The organism is Aquihabitans sp. McL0605 (genome assembly GCF_049993875.1).
GTDB lineage: Bacteria > Actinomycetota > Acidimicrobiia > Acidimicrobiales > Iamiaceae > Aquihabitans.
In genome coordinates this window covers 4490287-4504699 of record NZ_CP188252.1, presented here as the reverse complement: position 1 = coordinate 4504699, position 14413 = coordinate 4490287, and the positions used below count along the sequence as shown (strand labels likewise).

14 protein-coding genes and 1 tRNA gene are annotated in these 14413 nt (G+C 72.7%); 10 read left to right on the top strand and 5 right to left on the bottom strand.

The window, feature by feature from the left end; genetic code table 11:
- Window positions 1–23: 23 nt before the first annotated feature.
- The 6 genes from ACPPVX_RS20885 to ACPPVX_RS20860 all read left to right on the top strand — a co-directional run bounded on the left by ACPPVX_RS20885 (window position 24) and on the right by ACPPVX_RS20860 (window position 8173).
- A complete protein-coding gene (locus ACPPVX_RS20885) occupies window positions 24–698 on the top strand; it encodes a response regulator transcription factor (RefSeq protein WP_426572508.1) in 675 nt (224 codons plus the stop codon).
- Window positions 695–2029: an ATP-binding protein gene (locus ACPPVX_RS20880; protein ID WP_426572507.1), complete on the top strand. Its 1335-nt coding sequence runs from the start codon at window positions 695–697 to the stop codon at window positions 2027–2029. Before ACPPVX_RS20885 ends, ACPPVX_RS20880 begins: the two co-directional genes overlap by 4 nt.
- 74 nt (window positions 2030–2103) lie before the next feature.
- Window positions 2104–2454, top strand: coding sequence for a PepSY domain-containing protein (locus ACPPVX_RS20875; protein ID WP_426572506.1), 351 nt, complete (start codon window positions 2104–2106; stop codon window positions 2452–2454).
- A complete protein-coding gene (locus ACPPVX_RS20870) occupies window positions 2451–3257 on the top strand; it encodes a hypothetical protein (protein WP_426572505.1) in 807 nt (268 codons plus the stop codon). Before ACPPVX_RS20875 ends, ACPPVX_RS20870 begins: the two co-directional genes overlap by 4 nt.
- 87 nt (window positions 3258–3344) lie before the next feature.
- Window positions 3345–6131: a hypothetical protein gene (locus ACPPVX_RS20865; RefSeq protein ID WP_426572504.1), complete on the top strand. Its 2787-nt coding sequence runs from the start codon at window positions 3345–3347 to the stop codon at window positions 6129–6131.
- 305 nt (window positions 6132–6436) lie between these two features.
- Complete coding sequence (locus tag ACPPVX_RS20860; protein ID WP_426575066.1) at window positions 6437–8173, top strand: adenylate/guanylate cyclase domain-containing protein; 1737 nt, start codon at window positions 6437–6439, stop codon at window positions 8171–8173.
- Here the strand turns inward: ACPPVX_RS20860 and ACPPVX_RS20855 are convergent.
- A tRNA-Val gene (locus tag ACPPVX_RS20855) sits at window positions 8133–8206 on the bottom strand. The genes ACPPVX_RS20860 and ACPPVX_RS20855 overlap by 41 nt on opposite strands.
- A gap of 148 nt (window positions 8207–8354) precedes the next feature.
- Here ACPPVX_RS20855 and ACPPVX_RS20850 point away from each other — a divergent pair.
- Window positions 8355–8762: a DUF3224 domain-containing protein gene (locus ACPPVX_RS20850; protein WP_426572502.1), complete on the top strand. Its 408-nt coding sequence runs from the start codon at window positions 8355–8357 to the stop codon at window positions 8760–8762.
- Between the two features lie 19 nt (window positions 8763–8781).
- On the opposite strand, the gene ACPPVX_RS20845 is transcribed toward ACPPVX_RS20850, so the two are convergent.
- Both ACPPVX_RS20845 and ACPPVX_RS20840 read right to left on the bottom strand, forming a co-directional pair.
- Complete coding sequence (locus tag ACPPVX_RS20845) at window positions 8782–9210, bottom strand: PaaI family thioesterase (protein WP_426572501.1); 429 nt, start codon at window positions 9208–9210, stop codon at window positions 8782–8784.
- Window positions 9207–10463, bottom strand: coding sequence for a cytochrome P450 (locus ACPPVX_RS20840; protein ID WP_426572500.1), 1257 nt, complete (start codon window positions 10461–10463; stop codon window positions 9207–9209). Before ACPPVX_RS20840 ends, ACPPVX_RS20845 begins: the two co-directional genes overlap by 4 nt.
- Before the next feature lie 194 nt (window positions 10464–10657).
- Between ACPPVX_RS20840 and ACPPVX_RS20835 the strand changes: the two genes are divergently transcribed.
- The gene (locus ACPPVX_RS20835; RefSeq protein WP_426572499.1) at window positions 10658–11380 is read left to right on the top strand and encodes a hypothetical protein; all 723 of its coding nucleotides are present in this window, start codon (window positions 10658–10660) and stop codon (window positions 11378–11380) included.
- A 36-nt stretch (window positions 11381–11416) separates the two neighbouring features.
- Here the strand turns inward: ACPPVX_RS20835 and ACPPVX_RS20830 are convergent, their stop codons facing one another.
- Window positions 11417–11902, bottom strand: a complete 486-nt coding sequence (locus ACPPVX_RS20830) for an NUDIX hydrolase (protein WP_426572498.1) — start codon at window positions 11900–11902, stop codon at window positions 11417–11419.
- Window positions 11903–11932: 30 nt separating this feature from the next.
- Window positions 11933–12700 carry an inositol monophosphatase family protein gene (locus tag ACPPVX_RS20825; protein WP_426572497.1) on the bottom strand — a complete coding sequence of 256 codons (768 nt, stop codon included), beginning with the start codon at window positions 12698–12700 and terminating at the stop codon, window positions 11933–11935.
- Between the two features lie 85 nt (window positions 12701–12785).
- Between ACPPVX_RS20825 and ACPPVX_RS20820 the strand changes: the two genes are divergently transcribed.
- Together ACPPVX_RS20820 and ACPPVX_RS20815 are read left to right on the top strand one after the other, a co-directional pair.
- Window positions 12786–13358 (top strand): hypothetical protein, encoded by a 573-nt coding sequence (locus ACPPVX_RS20820; RefSeq protein ID WP_426572496.1) that lies wholly within the window; start codon window positions 12786–12788, stop codon window positions 13356–13358.
- A gap of 85 nt (window positions 13359–13443) precedes the next feature.
- Window positions 13444–14241 (top strand): uridine kinase family protein, encoded by a 798-nt coding sequence (locus ACPPVX_RS20815; RefSeq protein WP_426572495.1) that lies wholly within the window; start codon window positions 13444–13446, stop codon window positions 14239–14241.
- Window positions 14242–14413: the final 172 nt, after the last annotated feature.

Genomic DNA, 14413 nt, shown 5'->3' with positions numbered 1-14413 from the left:
CCGAGGCACTCGGAGGCGATCTCATGCGACTCCTGGTCGTGGAGGACGAGCCCAAGCTCGCGGGGCTGCTGCGACGTGGGCTGGAGGAGGACGGCTACGCCGTCGACGTCACCGGCAGCGGCGCCGAAGCGGTGTGGTTCGCGACCGAGCACGCCTACGACGCGATCCTGCTCGACCTCGGCCTCGAGGACGTCGACGGGATCGAGGTCTGCCGCCGCCTGCGGGCCGGGAGCCGGTGGTCGCCCATCATCGTGGTGACGGCCCGTGAGCGCGTCGAGGACCGGGTGTCGGCGTTGGACGCCGGTGCTGACGACTACCTGGCGAAGCCGTACTCCTTCGCGGAGCTGCTCGCACGGATCCGAGCGCTGGTGCGGCGCGGCCAGCCCCCGCGACCGGTCGTCTTGGCGATCGGGGGGCTCGAGCTCGATCCGGGCACCCGCGCGGTGGCGCGCGACGGCACGCCCATCGCCGTGACCAGCAAGGAGTTCTCGCTCCTGGAGTACCTGATGCGGAACCCCGGCCGCGTGCTCGATCGCGCCGAGCTGATCGAGCACGTGTGGGACTTCGCGTTCGCGGGCGACCCGCGCATCGTGGACGTCTACGTCCGGTACCTGCGCCAGAAGATCGACGAGCCGTTCGGGACCTCCTCGATCGAGACGGTGCGGGGCAAGGGCTACCGGCTGAAGGCGGCGACGTGAGCCACAGCATCCGCCTGGGGCTCGTCCTCCTGTTCACCGCCACCATGGCGCTCGTGCTGCTCGCGATCGGTGCGTTCGTGGCTGCGGGCTTCCGCCACGAACGCGACGGCGCGATCGATGCGGAGCTGCGGGCCCGGGCCGCTGCGGTCCTGGCCGCCGGGCCGCAATCACCGCGCCCGGAGACCGTCACGCTGCTGGGCACGACCGACGAGCACTTCGGCCAGATCCTCGGTCGAGACGGCTCGGTGCTCGTGACCAGTGCCGCGCTTCGGCCGGTCCCGATCATCGCACCCGATCCCGCCGGCCTGCGGACCACGTACGTGCAGACCCGCGCCGAGCGCCGGCACGTGCGGGTGCTGGTCGACCGTTCCGCTGCCCGGACGATCGTGGTCGTCTCGGCGCTCGATGACCGAGACGACGCCATGCGCCACCTCGTCATCCTCCTCTGGCTCGGGGGCGCCGCGACCCTGGTCGCGGCCTCGATCCTCGCCTGGCTCCTCGCCGGCGCCTCGCTCCGCCCCGTCGAGCGGATGCGCGCCGAGGCCGCCGGCTACTCGGCGTCCGACCTGCGGGGGCGGCTGGATGTGCCGCGCACGGGCGACGAGCTGCGGCAGCTCGCCGAGACGCTCAACGCGATGCTCGACCGCATCCAGGGCCGGTTCGACGAGCAGCGCACCTTCATCGACCGCGCCAGCCACGAGCTCCGGACCCCGCTCGCCAACCTGACGATGGAGCTGGAGCTCGCCATGCGCCACCAGCGCTCCGAGACCGAGCTCCGGGAGGTGGTCGCCAGCCTGGCGCAGGAGATCCACCGGCTGAACCGGCTCGCCTCCGACTTGCTCATGCTGTCGCGGGCGTCCGATGGCGAGATGAGGCTGCAGGTCGAGCGGATCGATCTGACGGCGCTGGTCGGCGACACCGTCGCGAGCTTCCGCGCCCGGGCCGAGGCCGCGGAGGTGTCGCTCGAGACCGACCTGCCCGCCGTGGAACCGCTCCTCGCCGACGAGGACCTCTTGCGACGCGCCCTCACCAACCTGCTCGACAACGCCCTGCGGGTCTCGCCCACCGGGGGGAGCGTGACCATCTCACTCGCAGCCACAGCCGACACCGCGACGATGACCGTCACCGACGACGGCACCGGCTTCTCGCCGGAACTGCGCGCGCACGCGTTCGACCTGTTCGCCCGCGGGGCCGGCCCTCGCCGCGCCGACGACGGCCCCGGGCTCGGGCTGAGCGTGGTGGCCGCGGTGGCGCAGGCGCACGGTGGTCGAGCCTCGATCGATGAGGACGGCCCGCACACGGCCGTCAGCCTGTCGATCCCCCGGCGTTAACCGGCCTCCAACACGTACCCGTCCACACTGCGGTGATCGGACGAAGGTGCTGACCACCACGAGGAGACACAGACATGTCGACGCGAACGAAGTTCATCATCGGGGCGGCGGCGGCGGGCGCCCTGACCCTCGGAGCCGGCGTCGCCGCCACGGCGAACGTCGGCTCCCGCAACACGGACCCGGTGGCCGAGCAGCGGGCCGAGCAGCACTACACCGACGCGCACCGCGGCCAGGCGCACGTCACCCAGGCGCAGGCGGAGCGGCTCGCCCTCTCGGTCCGGCCCGGGCAGCTCATCGAATCCCACCTCCAGGACGAGGGTGACGGCCTCCGGTGGGAGGTCAAGACCGCCGACGCCGATCACGTGTGGGAGGTCCAGCTCGATCCGGCGACCGGCGCCGTCGTCGGCAACCAGGTGTCGGAGTGAGCGCCCTGCAGCGCGGCATCGCCGCCGGGGTCTGCGCGCTGACGCTCGCCGCGTGCGGATCGAGCTCCGGCACGGCCAGCCGATCGCCGACGACCACGCCCACGACCGCGACGACGAGCGGTCCGCAGCCCGCCGGGCAGCCGCCGTCAGGGACGGTCGGGCCCGGTTCGGCCTACGACCCGCCGATCGACCCCGCCGACTTCCAGGCGACGGTCGACAACCCGTGGTTCCCGCTGGAGCCCGGTTCGTCGTACGTCTACACGGGCGTCAAGGACGGCACGCCCGCCCGGGACGTCTACCGGGTCACCCGGTCCACCCAGACGATCGACGGGGTGCCCTGCGTCATCGTCGACGACCGCCTGTACCTGGCCGGGCACCTGGAGGAGAAGACGTCCGACTACTACACCCAGGACAAGCAGGGGAACGTCTGGTACTTCGGCGAGCGCACGGCCGAGCTCGACCCGACGGGCAAGGTCACGAGCACCGAGGGCAGCTGGCTCGCCGGGGTGCGAGGCGCCAAGCCCGGCCTGTTCATGGAGGCGAACCCCGTGGTCGGGCACGCGTACCGGCAGGAGTACGACCGCGGCAACGCCGAGGACCAGTTCCGCGTGGCGTCCCTGACCGAGCCGGTCACCGTCCCGCTCGGCCACTTCACCGACGCGCTGCTGACCGAGGAGACCACGGCCATCGAGCCCGGCACGCTCGACCACAAGGTGTACGTGAAGGGCATCGGCGAGGTCGCCGAGATCACCGTGAAGGGACCGCCGGAGCGGGCCCTCCTGGTCAGCTACCGGAAGGGCTGACCGGCTGGGCACCTGCAGGCCAAGGGCGCGTGCCTTGTCGATCGCCGCGGGGCGGCGGATACTGGCGAGGGCGACCGAGGAGCGCTCATGCAGGAGAACCGCTGGCTGCCGTCCGGCACGGTGACCTTCGTGATGACCGACGTCGAGGGCTCGACCAGCCTGTGGGAGCAGCACGCGGATCTCGCCGGCGCCGTCATCGAGCAGCACGACACGGTCCTGGAGGCGGCGGTCGACGCCGCCGGCGGCTTCCTCCTGAAGGCCAAGGGCGAGGGCGACTCCACCTTCTCGGTGTTCGGTGACGCCGCGGACGCGCTGGCGGCGGGTGTGGCGATGCACCGCGGGCTGGCTCACCAGACCTGGCCCCGTGACCTGGTTCCGCGCATCCGCACCGCCGTGTACACGGGCGAGGCCGAGCGGCGCGACGGCGATTACCACGGCGTCGCTGCGAACCGGGGCGGTCGGCTACGTGGCACCGCGCACGGTGGCCAGCTGATCTGCTCGCAGGCCACCGAGGAGCAGGCGCACGACCGCCTGCCGAAGGGGATCTCGCTGCGCGACCTCGGCCTGCACCGCCTGCGCGACATCGCCACCGCCGAGCACGTGTACCAGGTCGTCCATCCCGACCTGCCCGACGAGTTCCCACCGCTGCGCTCGCTCGGCGTCCGCCAGAACCTCCCTTCACCGCGCACGACGCTCGTGGGCCGCGAGGCCGATGTCCTGGCGGTGGCGCAGCACCTCGTGGCCGGGCGTCTCGTCACCCTCACGGGCGTCGGCGGCTGCGGCAAGACGCGACTCGCGATCGCCGTCGCGTGCGAACAGCTGGAGCGCTTTCCGGACGGCGTGTTCTTCGTCGACCTCGCCCCGCTCGCGGAGGGGTCGGAAGTGCCGGGCGCCGTTGCCGCTGCCGTGGGGTTCACCCGGATGGCGCTCGGGACCGGCTCGGGTGTCCCAGCCCACGAGCTGCTCGATTTCCTCGCCTCTCGTTCGTCGTTGCTGGTCATCGACAACTGCGAGCACGTCGTCGACGCCGCAGCCGAGCTGGTCGACGAGCTCCTGGAGCGCTGCCCCGGTGTCAGCGTGCTCGCCACGAGTCGCGAGGCGCTCGACATCGACGGCGAGCAGACCGTGGCCGTCTCGACCCTCGCCGTCGACCACGGCGACGCGCCAGCGGGGCTGCCGCCGGCGGCTCGGCTGTTCTGCGACCGGGCGGTTCTCGCCCAGGCCGACCTCGTCTTCTCGGCGCAGGACGAGCGCGACGTGGAGGAGCTCTGCCGGCACCTCGACGGCATTCCCCTGGCCATCGAGCTGGCGGCCGCCCAGGCCGCGCACCTGTCCCCCCGAGAGATCCTCGATCGCCTCGACGACCGCTTCCCGATGCTGGCGGCCGGCCGGCGGCGCCACCCGCGCCAGCGGACCCTCCACGCCACGCTCGACTGGAGCCACGACCTCCTCTCCGACGACGAGCGCACCGTCCTGCGCCGGCTCGCAGCCTTCCCGGGCACGTTCTCCCACGCGTCGGCCGAGGCGGTCTGCGGGTCACGGGGACTCGACGACTCGCTGCGCTCGCTGGTGCACAAGTCGCTGCTCGTGATGCAGCACGACGACGACCACGGGCGGTACCGCCTGCTCGAGACGGTGCGGGCCTACGCCGAGGAGAAGCTGGTCGAGGCAGACGAGGAGACCTTCGCCCGAGACTGCCACCGGGATCACTTCCTGACGTGGGCTGAGGCCATCCCCGCCAGCCACACGCTCCTCGATCCCCAGGGCGTGATCCGCAGGGAGCACCACAACCTGATGGCAGCCCTCCAGTGGTCCGAGACCGGAGACCGGGCCGACCTGATCGCCCGGCTGGCCGGCACGATGAACCGGATCTGGCTCGGCGACATCGGCACCGGCCGTCGGTGGCTCGCGCTGGGCGTCGTGGCCGCCGACGACCTCGAACCCGAGCAGCGGGTGCGGGTGCTCACCGTCGACGCGCACATCGCGGTCGTGGCCATGCAGGCCGCCGAGGGCGTCGAGGTGCGCCAGGCCGCGGCCGCCGCCGGGGACGAGCCCGGCCTGTGGTCGTCGTTCGCGGTTGCGCTGCTGTGCCTCAACACGGCGATCCACGCGTTCCAGTCGAAGGACCCGGACCTCGTCGCGGCGTCGCACCAGCTCGGCGAGAAGGCGGTCGAGCTCGCACCCGACGACATGGCGAGAGGCCTCGCCTGGTTCTGGGTGGGCCAGGCCCGGATCTTGACCGATGACATCGACGGTGCCCTCGAGGCGCTGGCCGAGGGCTCGCTCGAGGTGATCCCTGGTGGCGACATGTCCCCGGTGGCGCTGGCCTTGTACGCCGGTCTGCTTCACGTCGTCGGCCGGCACCGCGAGGCCCTTGCTGCCGCCACCGACGTGTTCGAACGGGCGAAGACGTACCCGGCCACCGGGCTGTGGGCGTGGACGATCTACTGCTCGCTCCCGTTCGCGCTGGAGCAGAGCCAGCACGGCCGCCACGCCGAGGCGTCGAGCTTCATGCGCGAGCTCCTCGAGGACGGTGGAGCCCTGCAGACGCCGGGCGTGATGACCTCGGTCGTCGTGGTCCTCGGCGCCATGGCCTGGCTCCGCGGTGACTGGCGCTCGGCCGGCCTGCTGCTCGAGGTGGCCGGACGGGCGATGATCGAGGGCGGGATCCGCACACCGCTCGACATCGTGCTCTACTCGCACTACGAGGCCCAGGTGAAGGTCGCGCTGCCTGACGAGGTGATCGCGTCCAACCGCACCGTCGCCGCCGAGATGACGATCGCTGACGCCATCGCTCTCGGCCTCGGCGGGGGTGCGTCTCCCCAACACCTGGTGGGCCCACGGGGGCTCGAACCCCCGGGCGCCGCCTCGTAGACGCCGGCACCCGCGCTCGGGCTGAGGTTCTCGATGCGTCGGGAGCATGCGCCTGGGAGACTGGCGGCGTGTCCACGCGTGAGGCGCTCCTCAGCGATGCTCGGGCCGAGTACGGCCACAGCCAGTGGTCCGCGGCGCGGGCCGCGCTGCAAGGCGCGGACGCCGATCAGGCGCTCGAAGCCGACGACCTCGAACGCCTCGCCTGGTCCTGCCGCTGGGACAGCGACTCGGCTGGGTTCCTGAACGCCCTCGAACGGGCGGAGGTGGCGTTCACCGACGCCGGTGACCTTCCGGGTGCCGCCCGCATGGCCTTGGAGCAGGCCCGCCACCACACGATGATGCTCGACAGCACGGTCGGGCTCACGTGCTACCTCCGCGCCACCGAGTACCTGGCCGATGCCCCGGAGTGCGCCGAGCACGCGCAGGCCCAGTGGTCGCTCTCGTTCGCGCTGATGGAGGGCGGTGACGCCGACGGGGCTCGGGCCGCGCTCCTCGACGCTCGCGCGATCGCCCGACGGGTGGGCAGCCCGGGCACGGAGGCGATGGCGGTGCAGGGGCTGGCCCACGTGGCCACGGCCACCGGCGACGTCGACGAGGTGCTCCCGCTGCTCGACGAGGCTGCCGCGCTGGCCATGAGGCCAGGCGTCGCCCCGGTCCACGCCGGTTACGTGTACTGCGCCGTGATCTCGATCTGTCGAGCGCTCTGCGACTGGGGGCGGGCGACCGAGTGGACGAAGGTGTCGACGCGCTACTGCGAGCGCGAGTCGATCGCGGGATATGGAGGGCTGTGCCGCTTCCACCAGGGTGAGATCGACCGGCTCCACGGACAGCTGGCCGAGGCGGAGCACCGGGTCCTGCAGGCGTGCGAGGAGCTGCTCGGGGTCAACCGGTACAGCGCCGGGTGGGGGTACAGCGAGCTGGTCGAGATCCGGGTGCGCCGGGGCGACCTGGTCGGCGCCGAGGAGGCGCTGGCCGAGGCGATCGCCTTGGGTGACGACGGCCAGCCGGGACGGGGGCGGCTGCTGCTGGCGCAGGGCGATGCCCGGGCGGCGGCGCGGAGCCTCAGCCGCTCGCTCGCCGACCCCGGCTTCCTCGCTCGGGAGCGCCGGGTCTTCCTCCTCCCCGTGTACGTCGCAGCGTGCGTGGCCGTGGGTGATGAGCAGGCCGCCGCCGAGAGCGTCGCGGAGCTGGAGGAGCTGGCGCGGAGGTTCGGCACCACGGGACCGGCGGCGGCCGCCGCCGTGGCGCGGGGGCACCTGGCGCTGCACCGGGGCGAGACCCAGGAGGCGATCGCCGCCCTGGAGAAGGGCGTCCACCTCTGGAGCGAGGTCGAGGCCCCCTACGAAGCCGCGCAGGCACGGGTGCTGCTCGCGCAGGCCCTGACCGCCGACGGAGACCACGCCGGCGCGCGCCTCGAGCTCCAGGCCGCCGCCCGCCTGGCCGATGAGTTCGGCGTCGCCGTCGACCTCGACATCGCTCCCGTCCGGTCCGAGGGAGCCCGCACCGTCCGCACGTTCCTGTTCTCCGACATCGTCGACTCGACGCGCCTGTCCGAGGCCATGGGCGACGCCGCGTGGGAGCCGTTGCTGCAGTGGCACGACCGCACGTTGCGGGCCGAGTTCGAGCGGTGGCACGGCGAGGAGATCAAGCACGGGGGCGACGGCTTCTTCGTCGCGTTCGCCGATGCCGACGATGGCATCGCCTGTGCCGCCGCCATCCAGCGCGCCCTGGCGCGCCACCGCGCCGAGCACGGGTTCGCGCCGAGCATCCGCATCGGGCTCCACGCGGGCGAGGCCACTGCCCGCGAGGACGACTACTTCGGATCGGCGGTCACGCGGGCCGCTCGCATCTCGGCGAAGGCCGGTGCCGGCGAGGTCCTGGCCAGCGCCGACCTCGTCGCCGCCTGCCGCCGCGAGGTGCCCGTGTCGGAGGAGCGAACCCTCCAGCTCAAGGGCATCGCCGACCCCGTCACCGCGGTCCTGGTGACGTGGGACCGACCCGTGGGCGCAGAGGGACTCGAACCCCCGACATCTGCCTTGTAAGGGCAGCGCTCTAGCCAACTGAGCTATGCGCCCGGAGCGGGTCACGCTAGTGGGCGGGCCTGACCAGGCGGGAGGGCGATCGCAGGGGCACCACCAGCTCACCCTCGTCCCGATCGAGTCTGGCCGGCCCGCACCTCGGGTACTCCTCTCCTACTGGATACGACGAGGCCGGGAGGCCGAGATGACCGCGCAGCGGGGATCCACTGCGGTGGATGCCACCTTCAAGATCGCCAACTGGGTCGAGGCCGCCGTCGACGGCTTGCCCGAGGAGCACAAGATCACCCGGGCGACCGTCACCAAGAACTACGGCGGCGACATCGACGGCACGTCGCTCACCGAGTGGTCGATGGCCTACCTGCCCGGCGGCTCGGCGCGCTTCGTCGGCATGGAGCGCATCGAGGGCACCATCGCGGGCCGCAGCGGCACCGTGGTGCTGCAGCACCTCGGAGCGTTCTCCGACGGCGTGGCCAAGGGCTCCGTCGAGGTGGTCCCCGGGTCGGGTACCGACCAGCTCACCGAGGCGTCAGGCGCCGGCGTGTTCGTGGCCGATCCGGCCGGCACGCTGCGCCTCGACCTCACCTTCGCCTGACGACGAACCTGACCGCCGGTCAGGAAGGCAGCGGGCGCCGGCGAGGCACGACCATCATCCCCACGTCGGCCGACGAGATGAGGTGGCCGCCGCCGTCGTGGATCTTGCACTCGATCACGATCATCTGACGGCCGTCGCGCACCACCTGGGCGCTGGCGGTCACCGAGTCGGTGCGGGGCTGGCCCAGGTACCGGATGTGGATGTCGGCGGTGACGAGCGACTCGACCTCGAGGTCGATGACCCGGGTGCGGACGGCGGCCAGCGCCGACGCCAGGTCCACCAGGGTGGCCAGGGCGCCGCCGTGGAGGTTGTCGTTCACGCCGAACGACTCGGCGCGCACCGGCATGCTGACCCGGCTGATCGGACCGTCGGCCTCGGGGTGGACCTCGAAGCCGAGCAGGTTGTGGAGCGGGATGCCGCCGTCGGCACCCTGAGCAGGAGCGGTCACGAGGCCCGCTCGCGGATGGTGCACGTCACCGGCAGCGAGTCGAGGCTGCGGATGAACAGGCGAGCGCCCCACTGCGGTTCGCCGGCGAGCTGGAGGTCGTCGAGCCGGGCGAGGATCGCCTCGAACGCGATGTCGGCCTGGAGGCGGGCCAGGTGCGAGCCGAGGCAGGCGTGGACGCCGGCGCCGAACTGGAGGTGCTGGGTGGCGTCGGCCCGGTCGACCACCACCTGGTCGGCGGTCTCGCCCCACCGGGCGGGATCCCGGTTGGCCGACGCCGGGCTGGCGTAGATCACCTCGCCGGCGGGGAGCTCCACGTCGCCGACCATCGTGGGCTGGGTGGTGATGCGGCGCATGAAGTGGTTGGGCCCGTCGTAGCGCAGCAGCTCGTGGACCGCGTTGCGCACGAGCGACGGGTCGGCCTTGAGCTTGGCCAGCTGGTCGGGGGCGCGGAGCAGGGCGAGGGTGCCGGTGCCGATGATCGAGGCCACGGGCTCGTGGCCGGCCAGGTAGAGGGTGACCAGCTGGGCGATCAGCTCCTCGTCGGTGAACGGGATGCCGTCGTCGTCGGCCGCGTTGACCAGCGCCGACATGAGGTCGTCGGCCGGCTCGACGCGCTTCTCCGCGGCCTGGATGACCAGGTAGTCGTACATCTCGTCGAGAGCGGCGAAGCACTCGATGCGCTCGGCTTCGGTCATCACCGGGTCGACCGTGCGGGCCACCTGCTGGGACAGGTAGCGGAACCGGGCGTGGTCCTCGTCGGGCACGCCCAGCATCTCGGAGAAGATCTCGACGGGCAGCGGGTAGGCGAAGTCGGCGATGAGGTCGAGCTCGACGGTGCCGGTCCCCCGCTCCTCGCGCAGCTGATCGAGGGCCCGCTCGATGCGCTCCACCACCTGGGCCCTCAGCCGCTCGATCTCACGGGGACGGAACGGCTCCGACATCAGCCGGCGGACGCGGGCGTGATCGGGGTCGTCCATCAGCACGATGGTCCTCGACGCCCGCTCCCGCTCGGCGAGGCGAGCGAGCTCCATCTTCGTCAGCGGGTTGGGCGTGGCGTTGTGGATGTCGCTCGAGATCGATGGATCCCGCAGCAGCTTCGACACATCGGCGAAGCGGGTGACCACCCAGCCGTGGAGCAGCGCAGACCGGTGCACCGGGTCGCCGTCGCGCAGCCGCGCGTACTGCGCGTAGGGCGACTCGACGTAGCCCTCCTCGAACGGGTCGAACACCGCCGACGTCCCCTGCTGCTGCATCGGTCCCCTCGTGCTGGTGATGCGGTCGGAGCGCTGGTTCTACCACCTCGCGAGGCCGGTGACCCCCCGTGGCCCGCCGCGCGCAGGCAGTGGCCACCAGCCGTTCCACGGGTCCGCCACTCACGGTCGTAGCGGGGATACCGTGAGCGATCCCGACGCGTGCCTTCCGGTCGGGACCTCCTGGAGGGAGCTGCGTGGGCGTTCATTCCTCGACCGACGAACGAGACGCCCTCCTCCGCGACCACCTGCGCGACCTCAGCCACCTGCCGCTCCTCTCCGACGGCGAAGAGCTGGCGGCCGCCGCCACCATGGCCGACGGCCGGGCCGCCGAGAACGACCTGGCCGCCATGGGCGGCCGCCCCGCCATCAACCTCGCCGACGCCTCCGACCTCATCGAGCGGGTGCGCCGCGGCGAAGAGGCCCGCGAGCGCCTGATCGGGTCCACGCGCCGCCTCGTCGTGTCGCTCGCCCGCCGCCACCCGTGCGAGGTCGACGTCACCCGGGCCATGCTCACCGCTGGCGACGAAGCCATCGGCCGCGCCGCCGACCGCTACGACCCCACCGGCGGCCTGCCGTTCAGCTCGTTCGCCCGCTGGTGGGTGGAGCGGGCACTGCGAGAGGTCGACCGCCACCCGGCCCGGGGCATGGAGTCGGCCCCCACCCCAGCCGACCCAGCGCTTCTCACCGCCCTCGGCCACCTCCACCGCGCCGACACCCGGGTCATCGAGCTGCGCCTCGGCCTCCACGGCGGCCCGCCTCTGTCGGGCGGCGACACCGCTCGCGTGCTCGGCATCGACGCCGACGAGGAGCACGAGCGCGAGGAGATCGCCGTCGCCAAGCTGCGCCACCCGTGCACGCCGGGCGACCTCACCCACTTGCGCAGCCTCTCCCCCCGCTCGCCCGCCCCCGTCACCTGACGCCGGCGCAGCGGGCCGACGTCCCTTAGCGAGCGGTCAGCGGTTGATGCCCTGGGCGCGGGCCAGGGTGAGCAGCGCCGTCACCGTCTCGTGCTGCAGCTCGGGGAGCGCATCGCGGGGGAACCACCGGGCCTCGAGGATCTCGGGCGATCCGGGGGCCACCGAATCGAGGTCGGCATCGGCCACCGGCTTCGCCCGGTAGATCACGTCGACCCGCTGCGGCTCGGCGTCGACCACCACCTGGGCCTCACCGATCAGATCGATCGCCAGCCCGACCTCCTCGAGCACCTCCCGGCGGGCGCCGTCGGCCGCGTCCTCTCCGCGCTTCAGCAGGCCACCGGGCACGCCCCAGCGCTTGCGGTACACGTGGCGCACCAGCAGCAGGTGGTCGTCGTCGCGCTCGATGAAGCACATGGCCCCGACGGTGTACGACGGCGCCACCGTCCGCACGGCGCGACGGCGGGCCCAGGTGGGCAGCCGCTGGTAGGTCCGCAGCAGTGAGAGGTGGAGCTGGTCTCGCACCGTTCGAGCCTACGGCGCCGGACCCTCCGGTCAGCCCGCGTTCCGGCTGGGGTGCAGGGCGAGCAGGGCGGCGGTGAGCTGAGGCGTGGCCCCGGCCACCGGGGTGCGACGGTCGGCGTGCTCGAGCGTCACCAGGCTGCGGCCCTGCGCGTCGACCACCTCCACGCCGGCCTCCTGGCACACCAGCAGCGCACCCAGGTAGTCCCACGAGCCGAGCTCGTCGGTGGTGGCGTCGAGGTAGCCGTCGAGCGTGCCGTCGGCCACCGCGCACAGGTCGAGGGCGGCCGCCCCGAACGCCCGGTACTGCGCCCAGCCCCCGTGCCCCGACGGGACGCCGTTGAGCCCGATGATCGCGTCGCCCAGCACCGAGCAGCCCGACGGCCGGATCGGCTGGCCGTCGCGGGTGGCGCCCTGGCCGCGCACCGCCGTGTAGCGGACGTCGTGGCGGAGGTCGGTGACGACGGCGACCAGCGGCCCGTCGGCATCGACCGCGCAGAGGCTCGTGGCCCACCAGCTCATCCGGCGCGACGCGTTCGTGGAGCCGTCGAGCGGGTCGACCACCACGGTGATCTCGCGGTCGGGGTCGGTCCGGCCGCTCTCCTCGCTCAGCACCCCGTAGCCCGCGGGGGTCAGCACGGCGAGGGCGGCGCGGTCGGCGGCCAGGTCGCTGTGGTGCTGCCCGGCCTTGCCGCCCGTCTCGCCCCAGTCGACCGTGGCCGCGAGCGCCGACTCGATGGCCTCGGCCGCCTCGGTGAGGACCCCGAGCACCACGAGCGGATCGCTGGAGCCGGAGGTCATGGAACCCGACGGTAGCGGGCACGTGGGCGATCGCCGGCCGACGTGGCAGGCTGAGGCTTCCCCCTTTCCCACACCAGGAGCAGCTGTGGCGGTCATCGATGTCGCCGGTTTCGTGGCCGATCTCAAGGACCACGCCGTCGATCACGGGTTCCACGTCCACGACGAGCGCCACTTCGTGGAGACGTACTCGCTCCGGCAGGCCTGGGAGGTCGACCTGCACCCCGAGGACGCCTGCGGGGGCCCGCTCGACCTGCACCTCGCGCTGGAGATCGATCCGCGCGTGCTGCTGTCGTTCGAGGACCTCGTGCTGGAGCTCGAAGAGGCCGACGACGACTCCGATCCGCCCGACCTCCACCGCTTCCCGCTCCACTTCAACTGGGGCCTCCCCCCGCTTCCCTTCGGCCCCGACCTGTTGGTCCTAGCCACCGACCTCGCCGGTGTGGGCGGCCCCGACCTCCCGCTCGAGGTGTCGGCCATCGACTCGTTCGCCTCGGTCACCGACGGCGCCGACCGCACGGTGAGCATCGTGGCCAAGGTCGAGGTGTCGCTCTCGCAGGTGTACCTCGGCCAGCAGGACCTGCTGTGCGACGTGCTCGACCGCTGCCACCAGGTGAGCGCCTACCTCCTCGACCGCGCCCCCGCCTGGCTCGGCGACTGACCACCCTCAGTTCGCGCGCCGCACCTGAACGGCGGGTGAACCCTCCATGTGCGTCGGGCGGCTGGGGCTGGCACCATGGGTTCCCGTGCAGGACAACGTCGAGCCCGGGGATCGCTGCGCCGATGTGGTGCTCCTCGTCGGCCCGTCGGGCAGCGGCAAGACCTACCTCGCCAACTCGGTGGGGCTCCCGATCCTGGCGCTCGACGACTTCTACCGAGCCGACACCGACCCGGGCCTGCCCCGCCACCCCGACGGCCTCGTCGACTGGGAGCACCCCGGCTCGTGGGACCCGGTCGCAGCCGAAGCCGCGCTCGAACGGCTCTGCTGCACCGACCAGGTCGAGGTGCCGGACTACTCGTTCAGCCGCAACCGGGCCGTCGGCACCAAGGTCGTCACCCGCGACGGTTGCCGCGTCGTGGTCGCCGAAGGCATCTTCGCCGCCGAGCTGATCGAACCGCTGCGGGCCTGCGGACTGCTGGCCGACGCGCTGCTGATCCGCCAGAACCGCTGGGTCACCTTCGCCCGCCGCCTCGTGCGGGACCTGCGCGAGGGCCGGAAGTCGCGCTGGTACCTGGTGCAGCAGGGCTGGGCGAAGACGTGGGCCGAGCCCGCCGTGGTGGCCCGCCAGCTGGGCAAGGGCGCCCGCCCGGTGTCGAAGCCCGAAGCCCGGGCGATCCTCGCGGAGCTCGCCGCCCGCCCCCCGATCGAGGCACCGGCCCCGCCGGCCGAGCCGACCACGGACCTCCCGGTCGCGCCCACCGCGGAGCCGGCCGTCGACCTCCGCACGGAGCCCTCCGCCGAGCGACCGACCGAGCCGCTGGTCGTCCCTCACCCGGCCGCCGAGCGCCACGCGCCCACGGCCCCGCGCTACGTCCAACGCTGAAGCCGAAGCCGCGGCACCAACCGCCGGAAGCGGCACCCCCTGGCCCACGCCCGACCACCCTGCCCGAACTTGTTGCTGTGGGTGTCAGCTGGAGCACTGGGTGCAACAAGTTCAGGAGGCGAATCAGATCCACGGACGCCCCAGGACGAACTTGTTGCAGTGGGTGTCAGCT